Source organism: Bradyrhizobium embrapense (assembly GCF_001189235.2).
Lineage (GTDB): Bacteria > Pseudomonadota > Alphaproteobacteria > Rhizobiales > Xanthobacteraceae > Bradyrhizobium > Bradyrhizobium embrapense.
On the sequence record NZ_LFIP02000003.1, the window covers coordinates 997,164 to 1,022,578 of the forward strand.

A 25,415-nucleotide genomic window follows, 5' to 3' on the forward strand; every position below is an offset into this window, starting at 1 on the left:
ATCACTCGTTCTTGCCGCGCCGGACCGTGATCGATGCTTCGGTCTTGTTGCGCGTGCATTCCAGGTTGAGGCGGCGATAGCGCATCGTGATGGTGTTGCCGCGCAGGATGCCCATGCGCTTCAGGCAGCGCGAGGTGCCGGTAGCGGCGTCGTCCTTCGGCACCGTAAAGACCAACGCCGTGGCGGAGCCGACCAGATTGAAGAATTCCGGCTTCATCTTGCGGTCGGTCTTGGCAAACAGCTCGATCGAGTAGTCCTTGCCACGGCAGCCGAGCGACAATTCCTTCGCCGCCGGGTGTGTGAGGTATGTGATGTTGGCGGCGCTGAAATTGACCTTCAGCCCGTCGATCTGGCCGGCGAGCTGCTTGGCGATGTCCTCGCAGGGATCGGCATGCGCGGGCGCGGCAGCGAAGGCTGTCGCCAGCGCGATCAGCGCGGCCGGCAGAAAAGAGCGGATGCTCAAGGGAAAGCGTCGGCGCAACGGTGCTGTCACGAAATACCCCCGCGGTATGAAAATACGCGAAGCTACATGCAGGCTCCCGCGCAGCGCGTCAATACGGCCCGGTCAGGATGCGCACTTGCCGTCCTGCGCCTTGGAGGCGCCGGCGGCGCGGCGTTCGCAATCATTGCCATAAGTCTTGCCGTCGCAGCCGCACACCGGTTTATAGATCTTGTTGCAGATCGTCGGCCGGAACGCGCAGCTGCCAGTCTGGTCGGCGCGGCCGCATTGTCCCGGCTTGAACTGGCAGAACTGGCCGCTACGGCTGCATTGAACGCCGGCAAGGCCGCCGCACGATTTGCCGAGGCGGGCCGCATCGGCGCCGGTCGGGACCGCGATCAACAAGGCCAGCGCCGCGAACCAGACGAAAAGCGCTGTCTTCATGATGGTCTCCTGATGGCTTCCACGACCGCTTCGCGGATCATTGGAGCGTTGTGGCAACCAGAGATTACCGACGGATGAAGGGTAACACATGGATTGCCGGTCCCGTGCATGGCTGGAAGGCGGCCGGCTTCCCTTTCCTTTGTCCGAAAAAGGCTTAGAACGGCTCTACATTCCGGCGGCCGCACGGCCGGACCGGCCTTACGAACCCGACCTGCAAGCCCAAAGAGCAGCTCATGAACGCCCCCTCAGCCTTCCCCGACCAGAAGCCCGTTCCGCCCTACAAGCACACCCCGCTGTTCCCGCTGGGTGCCGACACCACGCCCTACAAGAAGGTGACGAGCGAGGGCGTCCGGGTCGAGAAGGTGCTGGGCAAGGACATGCTGGTGGTGTCGCGCGAGGCGCTGCGGGCGCTCTCCGAGGCCGCCTTCGGCGACATCAACCACTATCTGCGGCCGGGCCATTTGAAGCAGCTGCGCTCGATCCTCGAGGACAAGGAAGCCAGCGACAACGACAAGTTCGTCGCCTTCGACTTCCTGAAGAACGCCAACATCGCCGCCGGCGGCGTGCTGCCGATGTGCCAGGACACTGGCACCGCGATCATCATGGGCAAGAAGGGCTGCAACGTCATCACCGACGGGGACGACGAGGCCGCGCTCTCCGAAGGCGCGCGCGACGCCTATCTGCGCCGCAACCTGCGCTACTCGCAGGTCGCTCCCTTGTCGATGTATGAGGAGAAGAACACCGCCAACAACATGCCGGCGCAGTGCGAGATCTACGCCGAAGGCGATGATGCCTACAAGTTCATGTTCATGGCGAAGGGCGGTGGCTCCGCCAACAAGAGTTTTCTGTTCCAGGCGACGCCCTCGGTGCTCACCAGGGATCGGCTGCTGGCGTTCCTGAAGGAGAAGGTGCTGACGCTCGGCACCGCGGCGTGCCCGCCCTATCATCTGGCGATCGTGATCGGCGGCACCTCGGCCGAGCTTTGCATGAAGACGGTGAAGCTTGCCTCGGCGCGCTATCTGGACGCGCTGCCGACCCACGGCTCGGCCGATGGCAACGCGTTCCGCGATCTCGAGATGGAGCAGGAAATCCTCAAGATGACGCAGTCGCTCGGCGTCGGCGCGCAGTTCGGCGGCAAGTATTTCTGCCATGACGTGCGCGTGATCCGCATGCCGCGCCACGGCGCCTCGCTGCCGATCGGGCTCGGCGTCTCCTGCTCGGCGGACCGGCAGGTGCTCGGCAAGATCACCAGGGACGGCGTCTATCTCGAGGAGCTCGAGCACAACCCGGCGCAATATCTGCCCGCGGTCGAGCAGTCGCTCGGCGGCGATGTGGTCAAGATCGACCTCAACAAGCCGATGAAGGAGATTTTGGCCACGCTGTCGCAATATCCGATCAAGACCCGCGTCTCGATGACCGGCACCATGATCGTGGCGCGCGACTCCGCGCACGCCAAGCTGCGCGAGCGGCTGGAGAAGGGCGAGCCGCTGCCGGACTACTTCAAGAACCACCCGGTGTACTACGCCGGCCCCGCCAAGACGCCCGATGGCTACGCCTCCGGCGCGTTCGGCCCGACCACGGCCGGCCGCATGGACTCTTTCGTCGACCAGTTCCAGGCTGCCGGCGGATCGATGGTGATGGTCGCCAAGGGCAACCGCGCCGTCGCGGTGCGCGAGGCCTGCAAGAAGCACGGCGGCTTCTATCTCGGCTCGATCGGCGGCGCGGCGGCGAACCTCGCCGAGCACTGCATCAAGAAGGTCGAGGTGGTCGAATATCCCGAGCTCGGCATGGAAGCGATCTGGCGCATCGAGGTCGTCGACTTCCCGGCCTTCATCATCATCGACGACAAGGGCAACGACTTCTTCAAGGAATTGAATCTGGGTTGAGGGCAACAGGCCTCGACGGATTCTCCAAAGGCTGGGTCGCCGTCACCATCGACGGCGACCGGCGCACAATTTCCTTTCACCGCGATGTCGCCGACGCGCTGGCGCGTCCGTTCGATCGTGCCGGGATCGATATCCCGATCGGCATGACCGATGACGGCGAGCGCGATTGCGATCGTCTGGCTCGCGCGCGGCTGCGCCCACACACCTCGCGCGTCTTCACCGGGGCGCGCCGCTGGCTGTGGCAGGAGTTTGACGATCCAGATCAGGCGAATGAGGAAGCGCTGCGCCGCGGCCAGAGCCGCGTCTCGCGCCAGCTCTGGCATCTCGGCAGCAAGATCATGGAGGTCGACGCGTTTGTGCGCGCCAATGCCGCGCGCGACGTCCGCGAGGTGCATCCCGAGCTGGTGTTCCTCCGGCTGAACGGCGGCGCGCCTTTGCCGCGCAAGAAGTCGGAGGAGGGTGATGCACTTCGCCACAAGCTGCTGAAGCGATCAGGCTTTCGCGAGATCGATCGCTGGCTCGGCGAGGCGCGGATCGGCACCGGTGCGAAGCGCGACGACGTGCTGGATGCCTGCGCGGTGGCGGTCGCAGCCCATGAACCAAACGGCTGCGTTCCCGAGGGATCGCAGCCGTTGGATGCCTATGATCTGCCGATGCGGATCTGGTTCTAGATGGTGCGGTTACGCTCGTGTGCCGGTGAAGGGGAAGCTGCCCATCGGGCCGATACCCATCTCGCCGGAGATGCCGTCGCCTGTGACCTTGCCGGTGAATTCGAGCGTCAGCGGCATCGGGTTGGTGATGGAGACTTTCCAGGCGACGCTGTCGCCATTCACGGTACCGTCGAAGATCTCGGTGGAATTTCCCTCGGCACCCTGCGTGCCGGTGAGCGTGCCGCCGGAGCTTGCCAGCGACAGCGTCGCCTTGCGCTCGCCCATCGGTGTCGTCATCGTCAGATTCCAGTTTCCGTCCACCGCCATTGATGTCTCCCTCCAGTTAGCAGCGTGGGCGGCGGTATAGCCCATCTTGCCGCGCCCGCCTAGTTCGCGGCTGCGGCGATCAGGCGCGGGCCGCGGCGCGCAGCCGGTTGCCGACCAGGAAGCGGAAGGCGACGTACTGGATCGCGAACGCGGCGATCTTGGCGCCGAGCAGAACCACCGATACGTAGAACGCCCACAGCTTCATGTCGCCGGTTGCCGCGATCGCGATGGTGCCGGCGGCGAGGATGAACATCAGTCCGGCCCAGGCATAGCCGGCGAGGGTGGCGTATTCCGGAATGGTCTCGGTCACGATCGGCGGCAGATAGCGCAGCATCCAGCCGCGTTTGAGCATGATCGCGCCGATCGCGATGTGGCCGATCGCAGGCTTCGCCAGCACGAAGCGCGGATCGTTGGTGAGCAGTGTCGCGCCGCCCAGCACGATCACCAGCCCAAGGCTCGCCCAGGTCATGTAGCCGAGCGCCTGTCCCTTGACGCGCGCATAGACCACTTGGGCAATGGCACCCACAATCGCGATAGCGGTGGCGATCAAGACGTTGTCGGTGGCGAGGTAGACTACCAGAAATACGATGGTGGAGAGAAAGTCGCTTGCGAGCCTGGCAAATACGCTCTTCATCGTCGTGGTTCCCGTTTCCTCGATACGATCGTTGTGATGTCGTTGTGGCAGCGTCTAGCGTGACGGCGGCGCGCCGGCCGGCGGCGTCCCGTACTTGGCCGCGCGATATTGCGGATACCAGCGCGTGAAGCCCACCGCGGCGTTGCGCGCCGCAAAGGCGATCAGGAGGCCGGTCCACAGCGGCAGGGCCGGCACATAGAGCACCGCGATGTTGCCGATCAACATCAACAGCGTCGCAGCGGTCCAGGCTGCGGTGATCAGGTAGTTGGCATAGAGGAAGCCCGGCTGCCTTGCGATCTCGGCATCGACCTGCTCCAGCGCATATTGCCGCGTGAAGGGATGGCCGATCAGGATCGAGCCGAACGACACCAGCAGGATGCCGGCATCGACGGCGATCTTCACCGCGATCGTGCTCGGCGTCGGATCGACGAAGGTGAGGTAGCTGCCCACTGCGGTGAACACGATTACTGAGCCGAGGCCGAGGATCTTGATGCTGCGGCCGCGCGCGATGTCGAACGCGATGACGGCAAGGCAAATCAGCGCGGCAGCGAGCAGACTCACCGTGGCCGAGGTCGCCAGCATCAGCGTGGCGTAAGCGCCGTAAGGGGCGAGGATCAGGAAGATCGTCATCGGGAGCCTCAAAGGCCAATCTTTACATCGTAAAGATACCTTAAGGGCGGGCAAAGCGAGCGTCAAGCGATATCTTTACAGTGTAAAAATCGTGATGCAATCTCAAGAAAGTGAGTGAATTCATGTTGATACATCAGCGGTCGTGGGCTGCTCGTTGTGCTGGCAGCGGTCGCGGCCGGGCCTGCCCCAGCCATCCTCGTCTTTCTCGCAAGAACCAACAAGGAATGCCCGGGACAAGCCCGGGCATGACAAGTGGAGGGACTGGGCATTCTCAGGCTTGGAGTGACGCGCAGCTACTCCGCACCCACCCAATTGCCGTGGAATCCATCGGGCACGCGGTGACCGAGATGAACCAGCGCGGTTGGACCAGTCTCGACATCTTGCGCGTTGAACACGGCGAGGTCGCTGCGGTTCTCGCGGGCGCGCCAGACCACCGCGAGCAACCAGCCGTCGCCTTCCTTGGCGTCGGCGTTGCGTTCGACGAACACGGGCTCGGAGATGGTGTCGCCGACGGGCAGCAGATAGTGGCCGAGCCGCTTGCCGCGGCCGTCGACATGCACGATGCCCGACAGCGCACCGAACATCGGCAGATCCGGGTTGGCGCAGGCGTACCAGCCGTGATTGCTGGCAAATCCCGCGCGGCGATCGTCGACGCGGGGGAATTCGCCGGTGAGGTCGTCGAGATAGGTCTGCGTGAAGCGGTCGGTATTGCCGGATAGATCGAACGTCCAGCGGCAATAGCGCGCGCGGTTCTTCTTCGGGTCGGTCGGCGAGCCGTCGGGATGGTTGAACAGCGGCGCTTCCTCGAACTGCATCACGTCGGCGACGATGCGATTGCCTTCTTCCCATGCGTTCATGACATGGAAGACGTAGCAGGTCTCGGCGCGGAACCAGACGATGTCCTTCGACGCGCCGCTGCGCTTCATCACACCGACATAGGCGCCTTTCTCCGGCTCCCAGGCATAGGGCGCCTGTCCGCGCATCGCGCGCTGCATGCTGCCGGTGATCGGCAGGATCGGAAACAGCACATGGTTCTCGGTGACGATGAAGTCATGCACCATGCTGGTATAGGGCGCTTCGAAGCGTTCGAACCGGGTCACCACGCCGGACGAGCTCACGGCTCCGTACGACAGCGCCGGCGTCAGCGGGCCCGCGGCATTGTAGCCGAAGAACACCATCTCGCCGGTGACCGGATCGATCTTGGGATGCGCGGTGAAGGGGCCTGAGATCGCGCCCTTGTAGTCGCAATAGCCGAGGCGATTGAGCGTGCCGGGCTCGATCTCGGTCGGCAGATGGCTCTCGACGAGCGCGAGCAGCTTGCCACCATGGTAGATGATGTTGGTGTTGGCGACGCAGCCGTCGGTCGTGATGTCGGCAGGAGCGTCCGGCATCTTGCGGCCGAAGCCGCCGAACAGTGCGCGGCCGGCATCGTGCTCGGCCTGCCATTTCGGGGTGCGGACCCAGCGGTTGCGGTAGCTGGCGCGGCCGTTCTCGAGATGGAAGGCGTGCAGCATGCCGTCGCCGACGAACCAGTGCGCGCCCGGCGCGTCGAACTGCGGATTGGGACCGTTGCGGTAGAGCGTGCCGTTGAGCTCGCGCGGCAATTCGCCCGTGATCTTCAGGAACGGCGCATCGGCTTCAAACGGAATCGGCGCCAGATTGGTCCGCGCCGTGTTGGAGGTGACCTGGTCGAGCATTCGCATCTCCCCGCATTATAATCTTTACATCGTAAAGATATCAGTAGGGATGACACCATCGCTCGTCAAGCAAAATCTTTACAGTGTAAAAATTGCGACCTATAAGATCCGGATGGCAAGATTATCCAAACAAAACAAGGCGGCTCGCCCGGCACGGGCCCCGGCGCGCCGGGTTGCGCGAGCTACGGCCGATCGTCCGCGGCGCCGGAGCAACGACACGCCTTATCATCATGGCGATCTGCACGAGGCGCTGCTGAGGGCCGCCGAGCGCGTGCTGGAGCGTGATGGGTTGGCCGGACTGACCTTGCGTGCGGTGGCGCGCGAGGCAGGCGTGTCGCATGCGGCTCCCACACATCATTTCGGCGACCTTACCGGTTTGCTCAGTGAACTCGCGGCGATCGGTTTCCGGCAATTCGGCCAGGCGATGGCGGCGGCGGACGCTTCAGCGGCAACACCGCCCGAAAAGGGAGTGGCGAGCGCCAGGGCTTATGTCGCCTATGCGCAGGCGCATCCCGGTATGTATGGGCTGATGTTCCGCAGCGAGCGGCTCGATCATGCGCGGCCGTCGCTGCACGAGGCGTCAGAGGCTTCGTTCGCCGGGCTGACCCGTGGCGTCGCCGCCAGCCGGCATGAACAGATTTCCAAGGAGCAGCTTACATTGGACCAGGCGGCCGCGATCGCGTCGGCCTGGTCGCTGGTGCATGGCTTCACCATGTTGCTGCTCGACGGACGCCTCAAGACGATTCTGGATCGGGCGCCCGAGGGCACATCTGTGGAAACGTTGTTGACCGCGATGCTGCGTTTGTCCGCGGGCCGCTCGGCGCGCACTTAACCAAGCAACCCTCGTCGTGCTGGCGCGTTGACGCGACATGGCACGATCGCCCCGCGTTCCCTGGAAACGTCCGAACCCGCGCAAGCGGGCGGGCAAATCATCGAAGCATTTGTCGCCGCCCAGGAAGGCTGCGGCCAAGGCGGCCGCACGGCGTGCCGGACGGCGCTATCCAAACCTCGTGGACAATATGCGCATGGCAGCAAAGACGAAGCGCAAGACAAAGACCTCTGGACGGAAGCGGGCCGCGTACAAGCGCACCGCTGCGAAGAGAAGCTCGGCGAAGAGAAGCTCCGCGAAGAAGACTGCGGCAAAGAAGCGCAAGACCGCAAAAGCGTCGGGACGAAAGCGCGCCGGCGGCAGCCGCGAAAAGGATCCGCGCGGCGGCCTCACCGCGGCGGGCCGCAAGGCATTCGCCGAGAAGCAGGGCGCGCATCTGAAGCCCGGCGTCACGAAGAAGGAGTCCGAGATGACGCCGCAGGACATGCGGCGCAAGGGCAGCTGGGCGGTGCGCTTCTACGGCCGCAAGCAGTTGCCGCCGCTGGTCGATGATCGGGGACGGCCGACGCGACATGCGCTATCGGCCCATGCCTGGGGCGAACCGGTTCCCAAAACGGTGGCCGCCGCGCGTCGCATCGCGGCCAGGGGCGAACGGTTGCTCGAACGCTACAAGCGCGCAAAGCAGCCGAAGCGCTAGCGCTTCGTCGGTGAGGTGGTGCGGCCGCTCTGTCCGATCGTCTTCACCTGGTCGGCGCCGCATTTGAAGTCGCGGGCGAAATCGTCGGCGGCCTGCCTCGCCAGCTCGTTGGCGTTGGGGTTGGCGGCGACGTCGACATAGGCGACGTGACAGACCTCGCCCGGCGGTAGCCGCGTCACCGCGAGCATTGCCCGTGAAACCGGACCGCCGCGCTTGTCCTGCTCGCTGTTGTCGGCGATCTGCCAGCGCTGGATGATCGCGAAGGGCTTGCTGTCGGCGGCACGCCATTCGACCGTATCGCCGCTCGAGCTGAACGGGCCGAACCAGGCCTGCGCCGCCGGTTCCCTGGCTGCTGCCGCACGGTTTCGGCCGACCGACACCACTTCGCGCAGGTCGCCCTCGTTGATCAGCACCACGAGGCCGGATTTCCCCGGGCAGACCCGCGTGGTGCTGCCGTCCTCCTCGTTGGGTTTGCCGATCATCCGGCAGGCCTTCGGCGCGGTCGATGTATAGAAGCTGCTGATCGTTTGGGCGCCAGCCTGACCAGGATTTGCGCTGGCGAGCGCCACAACGATTGTTGCAAAAGCAGGGTATTTCATCGGGGGAAACCTGCAATCCGGACGTTACTTTGTGTCTGACATATGCAATCTGGGGAAGGTTCAACAGACACGCGGGAAACACCTGACAGGCGCGCGGAATCGTCCTAGAAGGGCGGCTTCGCAACTTCTGTCGCGTGCACCTTGCGTGCCTTAGCCTTGATCGTCATGCCCGCATCATTATCGCACAAGCCCTATCGCGTCGGCCGTTCCCGTACTGGCCTTGGCCTCTTCGCCACTAAGCCGATCAAGAAGGGGACCAAGATCATCCGCTATTTCGGGCCGCTGCTCGACTCGAAGAAGAAGGATGAGGACGCAATCGAGAACAAGTATTTGTTCGAGCTCACCAATCGCTGGACCATCGACGGCTCGATCCGCGAGAACGTCGCCCGCTACATCAACCACGCCTGCAGGCCGAACGCGGAGTCCGACGTCAAGCCGCGCAAGCGCAAGGTGTTCATCCGCGCCATCAAAGACATCGAGCCGGGCGACGAGATCAACTACGATTACGGAACCGACTATTTCAAAGCCTATCTGAAGCCGATCGGCTGCAAGTGCGACGCTTGCGAGAAGAAGCGCAAGAAGAAGCGCGCGGAGGCGAGGGCGGAGCGGCTGCGGCTGAAGGAAAAGGCCGAGCGGAAAGCCAAGCGCGAGGCCGAGAAGGTCGCTGAGAAGCGGGCCAGGCAGAGGAAGGCCGGCGCGAAGAAAGTCGCGAAGGCCAACGGCAAGCTCGGCAACGGCAAGACGTTGAATGGCAAGCACCTCAACGGCCACAACCTGACGGCCGCAGCCGGCAAGCGGGCAACGCCGTCAAAGCGCGGCGCCGCGCGTGTGCTGCAGGCCTGAGTTCCGAAACCGATCCGGCTCGCCGATCGTCATGACGCGCGCGCCGGATGGCGCCCAGGACGCGGCAGGTAGGCGCATTCGGCGAGCGTGGTTTCGTCAAGCTCGCGCATGAAGGCCTCGCGGGCCGCCGCGAGCTTCGCCTTCAGGCGGCAGCGCGGCAGCAGCGCGCAGTCTCCGCCATCATCCCTGAAACATTCGACCAGCGCGCTGCCGCCTTCGAGCGCGCGCACCACCTCGCCGAGCGTGATCGCCTGCGGGGCGCGCGCCAGCGAGAATCCGCCGCCGGCGCCGCGCTGGGTCGCGATGAAGCCGGCCTCGCCGAGGTCGCGCACCACCTTGGCGAGATGATTGCGGGAGATGCCGAACTCGGCCGCGATCTCGCTGGTCGCGAATGAGCGGCCCGGCTCGCCGGCCAGCCGCATCAGCGCGCGCAACGCAAAATCCGTGAATGATGTCAGGCGCATGAAAGCCCTTTGAAATCAGCTCTTGGAAATCGGCGCTTGGCGGATCCGCTATAGCAGTCTAAATAGGCATTTCAAATACCTATTTAGGATGTGAGGCATGACGGCAGCAGAGCGCCGCGAGCGGATCACCGCCGAGATCATCGCGCGGACCGGGATCACCGAGGCCATGATCGAGCAACTGGTGCACGGATTCTACGCCAAGGTCCGCAAGGACCCGATGATCGGGCCGGTGTTCGAAGCCAGGATCACCGATTGGGAGCCGCATTTGGCCCAGATGTGCGCGTTCTGGTCCTCGGTCGCGCTGATGACCGGGCGCTATCACGGCACGCCGATGGTCAAGCACATGAAGCTGCCGGTCGATGCCGCGCATTTCGACCGCTGGCTCGAACTGTTCGAGGCAACCGCGCATGAACTGTGCCCGCCGGTCGCAGCGGATCATTTCATCGAGCGCGCGCGGCGTATCGCGGCGAGTCTGGAAATGGGCGTCGCCAGCGCGCAGGGCGTCATGCTCGGTGTGGGCGAGCGTTACAGGCAAACTGAAGTCCGAACGGCACAGTAGCCTCGCAAAGGCAGAGGCCGCCCGGAAGGCGGCCTCCATTCGGTGGACGGTTAGTAACAGGGTTGCCCCAGCCTCCACCTCGTTGCGCACTTCAAATTGGGACCCAAGGCAAATTCCCGGTCTCGCATCGCAACATGTGGCGACTATTGCCGACCGAGCCGCTGATCGGAATACGATCTTTGTGCAGATTTGTGCGCTGCACCCGGATTTGATACGCATCAAGTGAGTGCTTACGTTTCGTTCCAGTCTTGCGCTCCGATCTGGAGGGGCAATGGCGCGAGCGGACGAAAAAGGGACGGAAAAGTCTCTCCGTCCTGCAAATGGTGATCAGTTTCGCGGCTTCGTCGAGTATGCGCCTGTTGCGATCGCCATGTTTGATCGCGAGATGCGCTATTTGGCGGCGAGCCGGCGCTGGATCGACGATTATGGCCTGCTTGGAAAAATCGAGGGCCGGTCGCATTACGAAGTCTTCCCGGAGATTCCGCAAGCCTGGCGCGAGATCCACCAGCGCGCGATGAACGGCGAAACCTGCAGCTCGGACGAGGAGAGGTTCGAGCGCGTCGACGGGACGGTGCATTGGCTGAGGTGGGACGTCCGGCCCTGGTTCGGACCGGACGGTGATATCGGCGGGATATTGATCCTCACCGAGGATATCACCCGCAGAAGGGCGGCCGAGGAAGAGCTTCGTCGCGATCGCGAACTGTTGCGCGCCTCAGAGGATCGGTATCGCGCGATATTCGAGGCGGCGCCCAATCCGATCATCCTGATCGACGCGCGAGGGATCATCGAAGCGGTCAATCCGGCGATGCTCGCGGTCTTCGGCTATCAATCAGGCGAGTTGCTCGGCAAGAACGTTGCCCTTCTGATGCCGGAGGCCGACGCGATGGCTCACGACGGCTATCTGCGCCGATATGCCGAAACCGGCCAGGGGAATATCATCGGCATCGGCCGCGAGGTAACCGCCAGGCGCAAAAACGGCACCGTGTTTCCCGCGGAACTGGCCATCACCACCTGGCGAAACGAAAATGGTGCGCAGCTCTATTGCGGCACGCTCTCGGATGTGACCGAGAGAAAGCAGGCCGAACGGCTGGTAGCCGAGAGGCAGCGGCTCGACGCAGTCGGACTGCTTGCAGGTGGCGTCGCTCATGATTTCAACAACTCGCTTGCCGTCATTCTGGGAAACCTCGAACTCGCCGAGCCACGAATAGGCGATCGCGTGGCGCAGCATCTCGTCAGTCGCTCGCTGCAGGCGGCCAAAATGGCCTCTACGGTGACCCGACGCTTGCTGGCGCTGGCACGCAAGCCCGAAGGCGAATGGGAGATCGTTTCACTCAACGACGTCGTGCGCGAGACGGTGCCGCTGCTCGAGAGCCTGGTTGCGGGCCAGTGGGCGCTGCGTCTGGACCTCCTCGAGGAACTCTGGCCGACGCGAGTCCCTGCGGGTGAGCTGTGCAGCGCGCTTCTAAACCTGGCCGCAAACAGCCGGGATGCAATGCCTGAGGGCGGCAACATCACGATCGCCACGCGTAACATGCATGTGACGGAAGAGGCCGGCACAGCCGCACCGGGCCGCTTCGTGTGCCTCTCCGTGACCGATACCGGCGAAGGGATGCCGGCCGATGTCCTGCACAAGGTCTGGGAGCCGTTCTATTCGACCAAGAAACCGGGGCGAGGCACCGGATTGGGGCTGACCACGGTCAAGAACCTGGCAAAGCTCGCAGGCGGCTTCGCGAAGATCGCCAGTGCGCCCGGAAGGGGCACCACTGTGACCCTCCATTTTCCATGTATCGAGGCTGCCATATCGGCACAGATGCTTGCTGATCCGCTGCCGATCCCGTTCGGCGACGGCGAAGCCATCCTGGTCGTCGACGACGATGATGAGGTGCGCGAGATTGCTATGAAGCGGCTGGAAGCGCTCGGCTATGTTGCGCTCGAAGCGCGAACCGGGGAGGAGGCCGTGACGACGTTGCGGAACGATGACGCGATTGATCTCGTTTTTGCGGATGTGGTGATGCCCGGCATGTCGGGGTATCAGCTTGCAAAATGGATCCGCGCGCACCGGCCGCGGACGGCGGTCGTACTGACCAGCGGCTATCCCGGTGAAGTCAGCACCGGGGAATCCAGCAATGGATCTGCGCTGCTGCTCAAGCCTTACAGCCGCGAGCAACTCGCGCGCAGCATCGAGCAGGCGTTGGCGGCGAGACCAGCACCGGCAATCTAGCTGCATGCTATCCACAAAACACATAACCCACCCCTCTGACGCTTTTGATCAGATGGGGTTCGTCGGAGAGCGGCTCGAGCTTGCGCCTCAGGCGGGCAACATGGCCGTCGAGGGTGCGATCGAGCGGGGACCAGTCGCGTCCTCGCAAGTAGGTATTGATCTCGTCACGCGAGAGGACACGTGATGGATGGCGCAGGAAAAGCTCGAGCAGTTTGATTTCGGTCTCGGTCAGGTCGATGACCTCTCCGTTCAGTCGGCGCAGCGCGCGGCGCCGGAGGTCAAGAATCGCATGGTCGAAAGTGTAGGCGTCGGGAACGGAGCGTTGATTCTCGCGGGTGTCGTCGTAGCGGTCGAGCAGCGTGCGCACGCGCAGTATGACCTCACGGATGTGGAAAGGCTTGGTGACATAGTCATCGGCACCGTGCTCGAGCCCGCGGACACGATCGATCGGCTCAGCCCGGCCCGTGATGATCAGGATCGGCACGTTGATCATGGTCCTGATCTCGCGCGCCAGCTGCAAGCCATCGTCTTGGCCGAGCCCGATGTCGAGCGTGATCAGGTCAACGGTGCTCTGTTCTAGTTGCTTGATTGCCGCTTCGCGACTTTCGGCTTTGTTCACTACGAAACCTTCTGCCGCCAAGCCAGACGTCAACACCGCTCGAACCTCTGGATCGTCGTCTATGACGAGGACGGTTTTTTGTGGAAGCCGCATGCGTGAGACCAATTCTGGATGCGCGATTGTATCAGTTTCTGCTGCATTTCATTGAGGTGGATCAATGCCACATGCTGCAGGGCCGCACGGGCATCGTCGACAAATCTGCACAAATCTCGAATCGCATCGACCGCGCTTGCGCGGCTACGTTGCGCAAGCGACCAAGGACGAAACGTCTAGAGCGGCTGAGAGCGGCAGAATGTCGGAAACCAGCAACTGCTTCCAGAACGAACGGCAGGACCCCATCACTCCGATGGAGGCGTACGATCCCGCTTATTGGCGGCGATGCGCGACATGGGCGCGCACGAAGGCAGGCCAAGCACCGGCACACCGGGCGGCGGCACTCGCGCGGGAGGCTGCTGATTATGAGCGGCTCGCGGCCTACGCGAACGCTGTTCGGGCCGCGGGCGAGGCCACGGTCTAAATTCTGCCCCGGCGCGCCCAGACCGCCCCCCAGCCCCCAAACAGGTTTGACGCGCCGGGGGCTCTTTCCAAGCTGCAGAATTCTATGCCGCGGCCATACCCTCGCTCCTCCGCAACCCGACAAATTGCAACTCGGCGAACACGCCGGTAGCAATCGCCTGGGCGAGGACCACGAGTGTTCCGACCAGGTTCGGCGATACTGCGCCCGACAGCAGCAGCGCGACGCTGGCCAGCGTCCAGGCCGCGTTGCCGGCGACCACGAGGATCACGGGTCCTTTCGGCAGCGAGGTTCGCGCGGCGAGAAAGCCGACCAGCGCGGTATAGGCGATCAGGAACAGCCCGGTCTCGCGCAGCAGAGCCTCCGGCAAGCCGAGCAGCGATGCCAGCGCGCCGGCGTCGAGCACCATCGCGACAGCCGATGTGCCGCTGAACACGGCGTCGGCAAGCAAGGCGCGGCGCAGCAGCTGGGACGAATGGATCATGGCAGTGTCTCCTCGAGTTGGGTTGGGTTTTCAGCGCATCAGGGATTGCAGCTGACGCCACAGGCCCTTGCCGACCCTCATCTCGACCGCATGGACCTGCGCGAACACGAACATGCTGGTCGCGTGCACGAGCGGCTGGGGCATGTTGAGCGAGCGCGCGACCAGCCAGGTGGCGAGATGGATCAGCCCCGGGAGCAGGACGGCGAAGGCGCGGATAAGGGACAGCATCAGCATGGTCATCTCCTGTGCCGTGGAAGATGAGCCGGCCCGCGCGCCAATTCGATTACCTCAGGCGTAATGGAACGGGCGAATTTCGCATGGTAGGTTTTGCACCATGAACGCACATGCATCCCTGGCGCGGGCCGAGCCCGCAAAACCCGTCCTGATCGGCGAGCACCTGCGCGAATGGCGGCAGCGCCGCCATCTCAGCCAGCTCGACCTCGCCGTCGATGCCGAGATCTCGGCGCGGCATTTGAGCTTCGTCGAGACCGGCCGCTCGGCGCCGTCGCGCGACATGGTCCTCAAACTGGCGGAGCGCCTCGACGTGCCCCTACGCGAACGCAACGTGCTGCTGGTTGCTGCGGGTTTCGCACCCGCATTCCCGCAACGCTCGCTGGATGATCCCGCGCTGAAATCGGCGCGCGAGGCGATCAATTTGGTGCTGAAGGCGCACGAGCCGAACCCGGCGCTGGCCTATGACCGGCACTGGAATCTGGTCTCCGCCAACCGCATGGTGGCGCCGCTGCTCGAGGGCGTGCCGCAGCGGCTGCTCGGTCAGCCCTTCAACATCCTGCGGCTCGCCTTCCACCCGGAGGGCCTGGCGCCGCGTACCGTCAACCTGGCGGAATGGGCCGCGCATCTGTTGGAGCGGCTGCATCGGCAATGCGAGGCAACGGCCGATCCGGAGCTGCTCAAGCTCTATCAGGACCTGAAGTCCTATCCGATCCCGGCGCGGTCGGCCCCGATCACGACCGACAACAACGTCGCGCTGCCCTTCAAGCTTCGCCTCAATGGCGAGATCCTGAGCTTCATCTCGACCACCATGGTGTTCGGCACCCCGGTCGACGTCACGCTGCAGGAACTGGCGCTGGAGACCTTCTTCCCGGCCGACGAACTGACCGCCGAGCGGATGCGGCAGATGGCAGCCAGTATGAAATAGCGGCTTGTCTTGGGGCGCTTTCGGCCTACTTTCGGGGTTCCAATTCCGCCGGGAACCCCTGCCATGAGCGATCTGAAGCCGCTTCGCCTCGATATCGTCTCCGACGTCGTTTGCCCTTGGTGCTATATCGGCAAGCATCGCATCGAGGATGCGCTCAAGCTGGTGCCCGACGTGCCGGTCGAGGTGCACTGGCGGCCGTTCTTCCTCAACAATTGGGTGCCGCGCGAGGGCATCAGCCGCGACGAATATCTCACGGCCAAATTCGGCTCGGTCGAGGCCTACAAGGGCATCGCCGGCCGCGTGGTCGCCGCCGCCAATGAGGAGGGGCTGACCTACCATCCCGAGCTCGTCAAGCGGCAGCCCAACACGATCGACTGCCACCGCCTGATCCACTGGGCCGAGGCCAAGGGCAAGGCGGCCGAGATGAAGCAGCGGCTGATGGAGCTGTATTTCCGCGACGGCGGCGATCTCACCGACACCAACGTGCTGGTGCAGGCGGCAGCCGACGTCGGGCTGGATGCCGACGACGTGCGCAAGCGCCTGGCCACCGACGAGGATGTGGCACTGGTGTCCGCGCAAGCCCAGGAAGCCTCCGAGAAGGGCATCTCCGGCGTGCCGACCTTCGTGTTCGCGCAGAAATACGCAGTGTCCGGCGCCCAGCCGGCCGAGCAGCTCGCCCGCGCGATCCGCCAGGTCTCGGCCGAGATCAACGCGCAGGCCGCCGAGTAGTCCGCAATTCCCATCGAAAGCCCGGCTCATGCCGGGCTTTTTCGTTTGCCTATACGATCCATCGGAAACAACCAGGGAGACCATCATGATCTATGAGCTGCGCACCTACACGGTACGTCCAGGCACCGTCGGCGAGATGGTGAAGGCGGCGAGCACGATCTCGCGCGACATCCGCGGCGACAATTTCGGCAAGCTGGAAGGCTACTGGATCACCGAGATCGGGCCGCTCAATCAGGTCATGCACATGTGGAGCTACGCCGATCTCAACGAGCGGTCCCGGCTGCGAGCCGAGCTCGGGAAAAACCCGCGCTGGACCGGTGAGTACATTCCGGCGATCCGTCCGCTCCTGGTGCGCCAGGAGGTCCGGCTGCTGAATGCGATCATCCCGCCGGTGGCGCCTGCCACCAAGGGCAACCTCTACGAATTCCGCAACTATCGCGCCAAGCCGCTCGGCGCCGCCAAGCAATGGCTCGACCTGATCACCGGCGTGATGCCGGAGCGCGAGAAACATTCCAAGATCGTCGGCCTCTGGGCCACCGACGCGGGTCAGCCCAATGAGGTCTGCCACATCTGGGCCTATCCCGATCTCAACGCCCGCGCTGCTGCACGTGGCGCTGCGATGAAGGATCCGGCGTGGTTGGAATTCCTCAGCAAGGGCACGCAGCTGCTCGAGGAAATGCACTCGACCATCATGCTGCCGGCGCCGCACTCACCGCTGCAGTAAGGCGGGCCTCGCCGAGAACGCCGGCAGAAAGCCTCACCCGATGCTTCGATCGGATGAGGCTTACCAGGCAAGGGCATGCGCCGCCTGAGAAACGGCGCACAGCAACGCTAGAAGGGCTAGCTGACACCAACCTGACGGCGGCGAACTGATTGTTTCCTGGTGTGTCTGCATGGCTAGGAAAGGGTAAATCACTGGCGCGCTGAATCAGGCCGTCCGCCGGCTGCGGATGAAGCGGACCGCACTGCGCGCGGCTTGATAGCCGAACCTGTTCAGCGTCAATGCGGCATGAACAGCGGCGACCAGCGGATCGCGCCGTCGCAGCGGCAGCAGCACGTCGCCGATCGCGAAGCGCCCGCGCCAGATCGGGTCGATCATGGGGTGGCCCGGCGCCGCGGTGGAATCGGCCGAATTGATCGCAGGATCGGAGCAGAGATGGCGCGTCAGCTCCAGCGTCAATTGCGCGCCCGGCGAATGCTTCGCAAAGCGCTCGTCGATACCGATCTTGAAGAAGAAGGCACGGTCCTGGTGGCGTACCACGATGCCGCTTGCGACCGACGTGGCGCCCGCATGCAGCGTGACGATCTCGCAGCGGCCGGTCTCGGCCAGCGCCGACGTCGCGCGGCGGATGAACGCCGCGTCGCCGGCATGCTGGCCGAGCGCGGTGCCGCGCTGGCCCTTCCAGCCACCGGCTTCGAGCGCAAGGAACGTCTCGAGCGCCGCCGCAACGTCGCGCGGCGTGCGGGCGACGTCGAAGCGCACCGCGCCGTGGTCGGACAGGCGATGGTGCTGCCGGCGCAGCTCCTTGAGCTTCTTGGGGCCGAGCGCGTCGCGCAGCAGCTCATCGGCATTGCGCGTCGCATCGAGCTGCGCGCGTTGATAGGCGCTCAGCACGCGCGGCTGCAAACCGTCGCGCGCGAGGACCGCGCGGATCGCCGCCATGGCCGGGCCCTCGAGCGACATGGTGCGCAGGATCAACGCATGCGCGCCCGCATTGCGCGCCTGCTGGAGCATCTTGCCGGCGGCCAGTTCGGCGGCGTCGCGGTCGAGCAGCGGTGTGCACAGCGTGCCATAGGGTTCGGCGCCGACCAGCGCGGGCAGCGGTATCCGGTAGATTCGCCGCATTGGGATGACCGGCAACAGCCCGATCAATTGCCCGGCATCGCCGGTGGCGCTGAGCAGCGATGCGCCGGTGCGGCCGCGCGCGGAGGCATCGACCGCCAATTCCCAGTCGGGCTGGTAGTAGCCATTGGCCTCGATCGCACGCTCGGCCAGCGCCCGCCATGCGCCGACCGGCGCGGCCGACAGCGGCGGCAACCCGCGATCATCCGTGGCATCCTTGCGCGATGCACGGCGGATCACTGCCTGGTCAGCAATATCGGCCACGTCCCATGTTCCCCGGTCCGAGAGGTTGATCGGCCTTGCGTTTATCGCGGGCAACGCTAGCGGACAGAGATGGAAAATGCCGTTGAGGCCATCCGGCAATTTGAGCGGTAATGTTAACGGGCTGTTCAGCATATGACGGCGACAGCAGCAGCGCTGCTGGAACGTGACTGGGGGGATCGCAAAAGCTCGCAACGATACGGCGACAACGTCGCGATCGGCATTGCCGCTCGCCGGCAGAACAATGTCAGACGCTAAGGCTTGGCGCTTCGTTGCGCTTCCATTTGAACGGCGCTTTCGACCGGCTCGTAAGTCTCGGTCACGCAATTGTCGTCAGCTTCCACCTGCCGGCGATCGAAGATCGCGCCTTCATTGATGAAGACGCGGTAGGTCTGCGTCCCGAGCGGCTTGCCGATCACCGAGGTCAGTTCGGCGCGCACGCAGGCGGTCCATCCGGTGCCGCGCGGGTCGTGCAGCGGAGCGGAGACCCGCACATGGGCCGGCTGCGAGCCGGCGGTGAATACCGAATCCAGCTTGCCGGCTACCAGGTGCTTGACGTCCGGAGGCGTCTCGAGCGGCGCCGGCTCTGTGGCCTTGACCTTCAACATCTCGGGCCATACCGCGTGGCTGTCCGCCAGCCCGCAGCCGCTCAACATCAAGGCGGCGCCGGCCAGCAGCGCCGCCATCTGTACCTGTCCCTGTCCCATTCGGTCGATTTAATGTGCCGCCGCCAACATTGCGCCCCCCTGGTGGGGCTGAATCCGCATCGCGCGGCGCTTTGTCGATCAACAAATGTCGAGCGACAAGTCATGTTTGGGGTAGAGATGTTGCCGGATGTTTCTGGGGCTGCGGGGGAGAGAGACTGACATGAAAAGCTTCACGGTTGCTGCCGTCGTTCTGGCGCTGATCGCGACACCGACCCTGGCCCAGGGCCGGCGAGGCGGTGGGGGCGACGACAGGAAGACGGAGCAGAAGCCGAAGGTCGACGAGAAGGCCTACAAGGCCGCGCTCGATCGTATCCCCGAACCCAAGGAGAAATACGATCCCTGGGGCGTCACCAAGCCGGCCGCCGATCCGGCCAAGAAACCGAAATAGTCAGCCGAACTAGTCAGTCGAAACAGCAGGCGCAGCGGGTGGCTTCCCAGTTCCACCAGAACTTGTGTCCGAAGCTGCAGATTGCCGCACGGCGTGAACCTTCACCTGACGGCATCAGACCCATTTCCGATGCCATTGTCGGAGGCTGCCATGCTGCGCCGTTCGCTCCTCAGCCTGCTCGTTCCCGCTGCGATCCTGTTCAGCGCCGCGCCGGCATCGGCGGAAAACCGGCTGGCGCTGGTGATCGGGCAGTCCGCCTACAAGTCGGTGCCCGCGCTGCCCAATCCGGCCAACGACGCCAGGGCGATGTCACAAATGCTGACCGATGCCGGCTTCGCGGTGACGACGGCATCGGACCTGTCCCAGGATGAGATGCGCGCAAGGATCAGCGACTTCGCCGGCGAGGTGGCGGCGAAGGGCGCCGATACCGTCGCGCTGGTGTTCTATGCCGGGCATGGCCTGCAGATCGATGGCGAGAACTATCTGGTGCCGGTCGATGTCGACCCGAAGCGCGAGGCCGACATCCCGATCCAGGCCGTTCGCCTCAACGACATCCTGAACACCCTGACCTCGGTGCCGAGCCGGATGCGTATCGTGCTGCTCGATGCCTGCCGCAACAATCCGTTCCCGGAACTCAGCAAGACCGCCGGACATGGGCTGGCCATCGTCGACGCCAGGATCGGCGCGCCCGGCACCTTTGTCTCGTTCTCGACGTCGCCGGGTGCCGAGGCCGAGGACGGCAGCGGCGCCAACAGCCCCTATACGACCGCGCTGCTGGCTTCGGCGAAGGAGCCGGGGATTCCGATCGAGGACACCTTCAAGCGCGTCCGCCTGGCGGTGAACAAGGCGACCGACGGCCGCCAGACGCCGTGGGATTCCTCGTCGCTCACCGACGACTTCCGCTTCATGGCAGGTACGTCGGCGTCGCCCGCGGCCGCGCCGACGCCGGCCGCGACCAAGCGCACCGTCGACGAGTGGAAACGCGAATTGCAGGGCAAGTCGATCGAAGCGGCAAATGAACTGATCGTGGTCGACGGCACTGATGAAGCCTATGAAGCCTTCGCCGCGATCTTCGCCGGCACGCCGCGCGGCCTGCAGGCGCGCGACTGGCTCGACCGGCATCGGCGCATGGTGGCCTGGAACGACGCCATTGTTGCCAACACGGCGGCGGCCTATCGCAGCTTCCTCGTGCTGTACCCTGACAGCGATCTCACGGCGACCGCGCGCAAGATGATCGAACGGTTGCGCTACCGTCCCGAGGCGGCGCCGGCCGCAGCGCTCAGCGTGCCCGCGACCAACGTCGCGCTGGCGGCGCCGACTTGTCCCTGCAACAATTCGCCGCCGCAGCAGGAGCAGAAGGCGGCCGCGCCGGTGAAGAAGCGTGCCGATCCCGATCCGTCGCCGCGGCGCGCCGGCAAGCGCCCGCCGCGCGTCGTGGTCGAGGATGACGTCGTGGTGGTGCGCCGGCCGCCTCCGGCCGTGGTCTACGAGCCGGTCGGGCCCCCGATCGGAATCGGGATTGGCATCGGCGGCGGTGGCTATCGCGGCAATTATGGCGGCGGCTATCGCAGGGGTGGATACTGACGTGGCATTCGCGTAAAGGCTTTCCCCGCATGAGATGCGGCGTGTGATGATCGCATCTTGCGGGAGGACGCAATGCGGTCGCTGTTTCGCCTGCTTGCCGCGCTGGTGCTGTGCGTGCAGCCGGCGCTCGCCTGGGAGTATTGGGGCGGCGACCGCGGAGGCACGCGCTTCTCGCCGCTGACGCAGATCACGACAGACAATGTCGGCACGCTGGTGCGCGGCTGGGAATTCCGCACCGGCGATCTCGAGGCGCGTCCGCCCGAGGTCATGAAGCGCACCAAGTTCGAGGTGACGCCGCTGTTCGTCGAGGACAGCCTGATCTTCTGCACGCCGTTCAACGAGGTGATCGCGCTCGATCCCGGCACCGGCGCGCAGAAATGGCGGTTCGATCCGAAGATCAGCATGGCGCAGCGGCCGGCCAATCGGTTTGTCTGCCGCGGCGTCGCCTACTGGACAGATGATCGCGCGGCGGATGGCGCGGCCTGCAAGTCGCGCATCTTCACCGGCACCAACGACACGCGCCTGATCGCGCTCGATGCCAGGACCGGCAAACCCTGCGCCGATTTCGGCACCAATGGCGAGATCAAGATCGACGCCGGCATGAAGCTGGAATGGCCCGGCGAGTTTCAGATCACGTCGGCGCCGGTGACCGGACGCAGCGTGGTCGTGGTGGGATCTGCGATCGGCGACAACCGGCGGGTCGATGCGCCGGTCGGCGCGGTGCGCGCCTTCGATGCACGGACCGGCCGGCCGCGCTGGACCTTCGACCCGCTGGTGCATGCAGGCGTCGAGGCCGGCCACAGCAATGTCTGGGCACCGATGTCGGTGGACGAGGAGCGCGGCCTGGTGTTCCTGCCGACGACGTCGCCCAGTCCGGACTTCTGGGGCGGCAAGCGCCCCGGCAATGACGAGCACGCGAATTCCGTCGTCGCGCTGCGGATCGAGAGCGGCGAGCTCGCATGGGCGTTCCAGACCGTGCATCACGACGTTTGGGACTATGACCTGCCGGCACAGCCGACATTGGCGCGGATCGACACCGGTTCGGGCATGCGCGACGTCGTGATCCAGCCGACCAAGCAGGGTTTTGTGTTCGTGCTCGATCGCGACACCGGCAAGCCGGTGTGGCCGGTCGAGGAACGCGCGGTGCCGCAGAACGGCGCCGAGGGCGACACACTGTCGCCGACGCAGCCGTTCCCGACCCATGTGCCGCCGCTGCTGACCCAGCGGATGACGGCCGATGATGTCGGCGGCCTGCTGCCGGGCATCGGAAGCGCGGCGTGCGACAGGCTGTTCGCGCAATCCCGCAATGAGGGGCTTTATACGCCGCCGTCGACGCAAGGCACGATCGTCTATCCGATGACCGGCGGCGGCGTGAACTGGGGCAGTGCGGCCTTTGATCCGGTCAACCAGATCCTGTTCGCCAATGTCAGTCACGCGGCGCATGTCGTCACGCTGATTCGGCGCGAGCAGGCCAGGGGCTTCAATCCGCCGCCCGGCCATGACTTCGGCCAGCAGCAGGGCGCGCCGTTTGCGATGTCGCGGGCGCTGGCGATGACGTCGGTCGGGACGCCCTGCAACAAGCCGCCATGGGGCGAGACGGTGGCGGTCGATCTCAAGGCCGGCAAGATCCTCTGGCATGCGTCGGTCGGCACCAGCGAGGATCTCGCGCCGCTCGGCATCGCGCTCAATACCGGCACGCCGCTGCTCAGTGGCGTCGCGATCACCGCGGGTGGCCTCGTGTTCACCGGTGCGATGGATGCCTATCTGCGCGCGTTCGACGTCAAGTCGGGAAAGCAATTGTGGCTCGGCCGGCTTCCGGTGCCAGGCGTCGCCAATCCGATGACCTATCTCTGGAAGGGTGAGCAGTATGTCGTGATCGGCGCCGGCGGCCATTCCGAGGGCGGCACGTCGATCGGCGACAGCGTGGTGGCATTTCGCCTGCCGCGCCAGGGCGAGGGGGCATCGTTGTGGACTCGCCTGATCGACCGGCCCGGTGGGCGGTTCACCGCCAAGGCTATGGCCGCCGGGCTCGTACTCGTGGCCCTCGTTGCGCTGTTATGGCGCTGGCGCAGCCGTCGCTCGCGATCCGCTTAGGTGCTCCCTGCCGCAGGCGCGCAGCTGCAAAATATCGAAAACAACCCCATGCAAAGTAGCCGGCGGCCGCCGGCGTTCGAAAGGCAGCTTGACACGTCGGGCAACTCAGGGATACATTTCTAATATTCCGAAATAGTGCGGGCGCCGCTTCTGACCGGTCCGGTATTGGGTGTAGTCCGGACTTCTCGTCACCGATCGTCGACCGCTGTATTTGACCCGAAGCGGTAAAAGCGTTCGCTCTAATGGATGGAGATTTGCAACGGGGCTCTTGGTACGAGTGTGTAGTTCCAACATGGACAGGTATCATGCGGCGACAACGTGAGTTCTTTCAATTCTTGGGCAGTTACTTTGCGCCCTTTTCGATAGATTTCCTGATCGAGGCGAGCTTCTACCCTTAGTCCGGCACTGATTGTCGTACCTCTGATGAAGGCAAGCATCATGTCGAGATTGAGAAGAGGCTGGCCCGCCCAATTCATACTGATGTGACTGAAGAGCCGATATTCGATTGGACACCATAAACCGGACGCCACTTTGACCGAGCCGAACCGACGCGATTGACCCGAAGGCGACCTTGCACTCTGTCCGTGAATGCACTCTTTTTAGTGGTTAGTTCTTTGACTGGCTTGGGTGCTGCCCGTATTGTGACCCCTGTCGATGGCAAGGACGTTCCATGAAAGGCATGCGCGAGGAGTTAGAAGATCTCCGCACAAAGATCGCCGAGTGCGAGGAGATTTGCGACAAAGCTAAGGATCGCGACCTGAGCGAGACGCTTGCCAAAGTGGTCCACCACTACGCCAAATTGGCTCTGCACTTTAGAGAGCGTGCGGATGATTTGGAAAAGGAAATCGCCAAACTATCAAGTGAGGAATAGGGCCGCCGCAGTGGGGGCGCCCTAGTTCGCTTTCCGAATGTCCATTATTGGCCCCGAAGCAGACCTTTGGGCGACTTTGATAAAAAATCGAGACGTTCCCATTGCGAATAGTTGATTTATTCGGGCTAGTCGTCGGCGATTTCGACCTCGCGAGTTTTGCATTCATATGATCCTTCCCTCTACATATCTGCCGGCCCTGTCCGTGCTGATGTTTCTAGGGTGCTCCGTAATGGCGTATCGGAACCTTTTCGCGCCCGATCGGGGCGGTAAACGGTCCGCTTATATCTGGCTGAGCTTGCCGGGTGCGCTTGTCGCCGCGCTTGGTCTTGGCCAGTTGGTGCACTTCGCTTACTTGGACTCATCTACCTTCGCTAATCCGTTCGTCGTCCTCTTCGTGCTGGCCTACGCGGTGCTTAATCCTAGTTGGATCGTGTTTACTGGCGTGCTCGTTCGCAATGCGCGAGAAAAATCATCTGAGCCGGGCGATAGATTTTCGCTCTTCATTTGTGGTCTTCTAACCCTGCTATGGTTTTGGGGCTGTCTGGTCGACAATGTTTTTCTTCCGGCACTAAGTGACTCGCTTGGATAGCCGGTAACGACATGCACCTCTAGGAAGCGTCATGCATTCTTCCCTCAGAACCGGCAGCCTCGTTAGACACATAAGCGGGGGTCCCATCATGATGGTGACGATGGCGTATCCTCGACTCCCGATGATGCAGTACGATCAAATACGAATGCACTTGGGTCGAAAACCAACAGAAAATGGTCGCGGATTTCGAAGAAGAGCTGTTGCAGCCCGTGGATGCCGACGGTACGCCGCGAACATACGCCGATGGTGACTGAATGTCGCCTTGTGGCCCTTTTCGGAAGTGCCGCGCTGGCTACCGAAGGTCCGGTGTCGGCGGTGAAGCGGACCTCACGGTTGCGGGAGATCCGACTTCCGAGTTTGACCCATAGCGGATTAGGGACGCGTCGCTGTGCTAGGCTATGTTGTTTCGGTCCGACATTCTTGAGATGAGGTTATGCGAAGGCGCGATTTTATCACTCTTGCGAGCGGCGCAGCGGTAGCTCGGAGCAATGACCGATGAGAAGTTCCGTAAAGCCCGATACCGGCGCCGGGAAAGGACTCTCGCGACGCTCTGTCCTGGCCGGAGTTGCGGCAACCTGCGTTGCGGCGTCGGCGAAACGGAGTTGGGCTGCCGAAATCAATGGTGGTCCGTCGTTTTCCGCTGATGGCCCGGAC

Annotated in this window: 31 protein-coding genes; 16 read left to right on the top strand and 15 right to left on the bottom strand. The window is 64.0% G+C overall.

Annotation, left to right across the window (positions count from 1 at the left end):
* Position 1 precedes the first annotated feature (1 nt).
* Both AKN83_RS18725 and AKN83_RS18730 read right to left on the bottom strand, forming a co-directional pair.
* Complete coding sequence (locus AKN83_RS18725; RefSeq protein WP_050401171.1) at positions 2-463, bottom strand: hypothetical protein; 462 nt, start codon at positions 461-463, stop codon at positions 2-4.
* 102 nt (positions 464-565) lie between these two features.
* Positions 566-883, bottom strand: coding sequence for a Kazal-type serine protease inhibitor family protein (locus tag AKN83_RS18730; RefSeq protein WP_050401170.1), 318 nt, complete (start codon positions 881-883; stop codon positions 566-568).
* 233 nt (positions 884-1,116) lie between these two features.
* Here AKN83_RS18730 and AKN83_RS18735 point away from each other — a divergent pair, with 233 nt between their 5' ends.
* Positions 1,117-2,769, top strand: coding sequence for a fumarate hydratase (locus AKN83_RS18735; RefSeq protein WP_050401169.1), 1,653 nt, complete (start codon positions 1,117-1,119; stop codon positions 2,767-2,769).
* Positions 2,766-3,440 carry a DUF429 domain-containing protein gene (locus AKN83_RS18740; protein WP_083992119.1) on the top strand — a complete coding sequence of 225 codons (675 nt, stop codon included), beginning with the start codon at positions 2,766-2,768 and terminating at the stop codon, positions 3,438-3,440. The genes AKN83_RS18735 and AKN83_RS18740 overlap by 4 nt, the downstream gene beginning before the upstream one ends.
* 9 nt (positions 3,441-3,449) lie before the next feature.
* Here the strand turns inward: AKN83_RS18740 and AKN83_RS18745 are convergent, their stop codons facing one another.
* The 4 genes from AKN83_RS18745 to AKN83_RS18760 all read right to left on the bottom strand — a co-directional run bounded on the left by AKN83_RS18745 (position 3,450) and on the right by AKN83_RS18760 (position 6,707).
* Complete coding sequence (locus AKN83_RS18745; RefSeq protein ID WP_050401168.1) at positions 3,450-3,746, bottom strand: hypothetical protein; 297 nt, start codon at positions 3,744-3,746, stop codon at positions 3,450-3,452.
* Positions 3,747-3,825: 79 nt separating this feature from the next.
* Positions 3,826-4,380 carry an inner membrane-spanning protein YciB gene (locus AKN83_RS18750; protein ID WP_050401167.1) on the bottom strand — a complete coding sequence of 185 codons (555 nt, stop codon included), beginning with the start codon at positions 4,378-4,380 and terminating at the stop codon, positions 3,826-3,828.
* 54 nt (positions 4,381-4,434) lie between these two features.
* Positions 4,435-5,010 (bottom strand): hypothetical protein, encoded by a 576-nt coding sequence (locus AKN83_RS18755; protein WP_050401166.1) that lies wholly within the window; start codon positions 5,008-5,010, stop codon positions 4,435-4,437.
* Positions 5,011-5,303: 293 nt separating this feature from the next.
* Complete coding sequence (locus AKN83_RS18760; RefSeq protein ID WP_050401165.1) at positions 5,304-6,707, bottom strand: carotenoid oxygenase family protein; 1,404 nt, start codon at positions 6,705-6,707, stop codon at positions 5,304-5,306.
* 112 nt (positions 6,708-6,819) lie between these two features.
* Here AKN83_RS18760 and AKN83_RS18765 point away from each other — a divergent pair, with 112 nt between their 5' ends.
* A complete protein-coding gene (locus tag AKN83_RS18765) occupies positions 6,820-7,539 on the top strand; it encodes a TetR/AcrR family transcriptional regulator (RefSeq protein ID WP_050401164.1) in 720 nt (239 codons plus the stop codon).
* A 193-nt stretch (positions 7,540-7,732) separates the two neighbouring features.
* Entirely contained in the window at positions 7,733-8,233 is a 501-nt protein-coding gene (locus tag AKN83_RS18770; RefSeq protein ID WP_244522015.1) for a DUF6321 domain-containing protein, read from the top strand.
* On the opposite strand, the gene AKN83_RS18775 is transcribed toward AKN83_RS18770, so the two are convergent.
* Complete coding sequence (locus AKN83_RS18775) at positions 8,230-8,832, bottom strand: hypothetical protein (RefSeq protein ID WP_050401162.1); 603 nt, start codon at positions 8,830-8,832, stop codon at positions 8,230-8,232. The two genes, AKN83_RS18770 and AKN83_RS18775, sit on opposite strands and share 4 nt — an antisense overlap.
* Positions 8,833-8,997: 165 nt before the next feature.
* On the opposite strand from AKN83_RS18775, the gene AKN83_RS18780 reads away from it, so the two are divergent.
* Positions 8,998-9,675, top strand: a complete 678-nt coding sequence (locus AKN83_RS18780; protein ID WP_050401186.1) for an SET domain-containing protein — start codon at positions 8,998-9,000, stop codon at positions 9,673-9,675.
* A gap of 29 nt (positions 9,676-9,704) precedes the next feature.
* Here AKN83_RS18780 and AKN83_RS18785 read toward each other — a convergent pair whose 3' ends face one another.
* Positions 9,705-10,139, bottom strand: coding sequence for an RrF2 family transcriptional regulator (locus tag AKN83_RS18785; RefSeq protein ID WP_050401161.1), 435 nt, complete (start codon positions 10,137-10,139; stop codon positions 9,705-9,707).
* A 97-nt stretch (positions 10,140-10,236) separates the two neighbouring features.
* Between AKN83_RS18785 and AKN83_RS18790 the strand changes: the two genes are divergently transcribed.
* The gene (locus tag AKN83_RS18790) at positions 10,237-10,698 is read left to right on the top strand and encodes a group III truncated hemoglobin (RefSeq protein ID WP_050401160.1); all 462 of its coding nucleotides are present in this window, start codon (positions 10,237-10,239) and stop codon (positions 10,696-10,698) included.
* A gap of 271 nt (positions 10,699-10,969) precedes the next feature.
* Positions 10,970-12,919, top strand: a complete 1,950-nt coding sequence (locus tag AKN83_RS18795) for a hybrid sensor histidine kinase/response regulator (protein ID WP_083992120.1) — start codon at positions 10,970-10,972, stop codon at positions 12,917-12,919.
* A 7-nt stretch (positions 12,920-12,926) separates the two neighbouring features.
* On the opposite strand, the gene AKN83_RS18800 is transcribed toward AKN83_RS18795, so the two are convergent.
* Positions 12,927-13,631 (bottom strand): response regulator transcription factor, encoded by a 705-nt coding sequence (locus AKN83_RS18800; protein WP_050401158.1) that lies wholly within the window; start codon positions 13,629-13,631, stop codon positions 12,927-12,929.
* Positions 13,632-13,830: 199 nt separating this feature from the next.
* Here AKN83_RS18800 and AKN83_RS18805 point away from each other — a divergent pair, with 199 nt between their 5' ends.
* Complete coding sequence (locus tag AKN83_RS18805) at positions 13,831-14,055, top strand: hypothetical protein (protein ID WP_050401157.1); 225 nt, start codon at positions 13,831-13,833, stop codon at positions 14,053-14,055.
* A gap of 82 nt (positions 14,056-14,137) precedes the next feature.
* Here the strand turns inward: AKN83_RS18805 and AKN83_RS18810 are convergent, their stop codons facing one another.
* Together AKN83_RS18810 and AKN83_RS18815 are read right to left on the bottom strand one after the other, a co-directional pair.
* On the bottom strand, positions 14,138-14,536 hold the full coding sequence (locus AKN83_RS18810) for a hypothetical protein (protein WP_050401156.1): 399 nt from the start codon (positions 14,534-14,536) through the stop codon (positions 14,138-14,140).
* A 30-nt stretch (positions 14,537-14,566) separates the two neighbouring features.
* The gene (locus tag AKN83_RS18815; RefSeq protein WP_050401155.1) at positions 14,567-14,776 is read right to left on the bottom strand and encodes a hypothetical protein; all 210 of its coding nucleotides are present in this window, start codon (positions 14,774-14,776) and stop codon (positions 14,567-14,569) included.
* Between the two features lie 94 nt (positions 14,777-14,870).
* Between AKN83_RS18815 and AKN83_RS18820 the strand changes: the two genes are divergently transcribed.
* From AKN83_RS18820 to AKN83_RS18830, 3 genes are all read left to right on the top strand, one after another.
* Positions 14,871-15,695 (top strand): helix-turn-helix domain-containing protein, encoded by an 825-nt coding sequence (locus AKN83_RS18820; RefSeq protein WP_050401154.1) that lies wholly within the window; start codon positions 14,871-14,873, stop codon positions 15,693-15,695.
* Between the two features lie 63 nt (positions 15,696-15,758).
* Positions 15,759-16,424 (top strand): DsbA family oxidoreductase, encoded by a 666-nt coding sequence (locus AKN83_RS18825; RefSeq protein ID WP_050401153.1) that lies wholly within the window; start codon positions 15,759-15,761, stop codon positions 16,422-16,424.
* An 85-nt stretch (positions 16,425-16,509) separates the two neighbouring features.
* Positions 16,510-17,148 (top strand): NIPSNAP family protein, encoded by a 639-nt coding sequence (locus AKN83_RS18830; protein ID WP_244522016.1) that lies wholly within the window; start codon positions 16,510-16,512, stop codon positions 17,146-17,148.
* 204 nt (positions 17,149-17,352) lie between these two features.
* Here the strand turns inward: AKN83_RS18830 and AKN83_RS18835 are convergent, their stop codons facing one another.
* Both AKN83_RS18835 and AKN83_RS18840 read right to left on the bottom strand, forming a co-directional pair.
* Positions 17,353-18,531, bottom strand: a complete 1,179-nt coding sequence (locus AKN83_RS18835; protein WP_063695404.1) for a GNAT family N-acetyltransferase — start codon at positions 18,529-18,531, stop codon at positions 17,353-17,355.
* A 251-nt stretch (positions 18,532-18,782) separates the two neighbouring features.
* On the bottom strand, positions 18,783-19,214 hold the full coding sequence (locus tag AKN83_RS18840) for a hypothetical protein (RefSeq protein ID WP_244522017.1): 432 nt from the start codon (positions 19,212-19,214) through the stop codon (positions 18,783-18,785).
* Positions 19,215-19,395: 181 nt separating this feature from the next.
* Here AKN83_RS18840 and AKN83_RS18845 point away from each other — a divergent pair, with 181 nt between their 5' ends.
* The 3 genes from AKN83_RS18845 (at position 19,396) to AKN83_RS18855 (ending at position 23,301) form a co-directional block, all read left to right on the top strand.
* Complete coding sequence (locus AKN83_RS18845; RefSeq protein ID WP_050401150.1) at positions 19,396-19,623, top strand: hypothetical protein; 228 nt, start codon at positions 19,396-19,398, stop codon at positions 19,621-19,623.
* 150 nt (positions 19,624-19,773) lie between these two features.
* Positions 19,774-21,207 (top strand): caspase family protein, encoded by a 1,434-nt coding sequence (locus AKN83_RS18850; protein ID WP_050401149.1) that lies wholly within the window; start codon positions 19,774-19,776, stop codon positions 21,205-21,207.
* A 72-nt stretch (positions 21,208-21,279) separates the two neighbouring features.
* The gene (locus AKN83_RS18855; protein WP_050401148.1) at positions 21,280-23,301 is read left to right on the top strand and encodes a pyrroloquinoline quinone-dependent dehydrogenase; all 2,022 of its coding nucleotides are present in this window, start codon (positions 21,280-21,282) and stop codon (positions 23,299-23,301) included.
* Positions 23,302-23,540: 239 nt separating this feature from the next.
* Here AKN83_RS18855 and AKN83_RS42045 read toward each other — a convergent pair whose 3' ends face one another.
* Entirely contained in the window at positions 23,541-23,831 is a 291-nt protein-coding gene (locus AKN83_RS42045) for an ISAzo13-like element transposase-related protein (RefSeq protein ID WP_083992121.1), read from the bottom strand.
* A gap of 140 nt (positions 23,832-23,971) precedes the next feature.
* On the opposite strand from AKN83_RS42045, the gene AKN83_RS18860 reads away from it, so the two are divergent.
* Both AKN83_RS18860 and AKN83_RS18865 read left to right on the top strand, forming a co-directional pair.
* Entirely contained in the window at positions 23,972-24,172 is a 201-nt protein-coding gene (locus AKN83_RS18860) for a hypothetical protein (protein WP_050401147.1), read from the top strand.
* A 229-nt stretch (positions 24,173-24,401) separates the two neighbouring features.
* A complete protein-coding gene (locus AKN83_RS18865; RefSeq protein ID WP_157113444.1) occupies positions 24,402-24,761 on the top strand; it encodes a hypothetical protein in 360 nt (119 codons plus the stop codon).
* Positions 24,762-25,213: 452 nt separating this feature from the next.
* Here AKN83_RS18865 and AKN83_RS40910 read toward each other — a convergent pair.
* The coding region (locus AKN83_RS40910) for a hypothetical protein (protein WP_206600789.1) at positions 25,214-25,415 on the bottom strand (202 nt) is incomplete at its 5' end.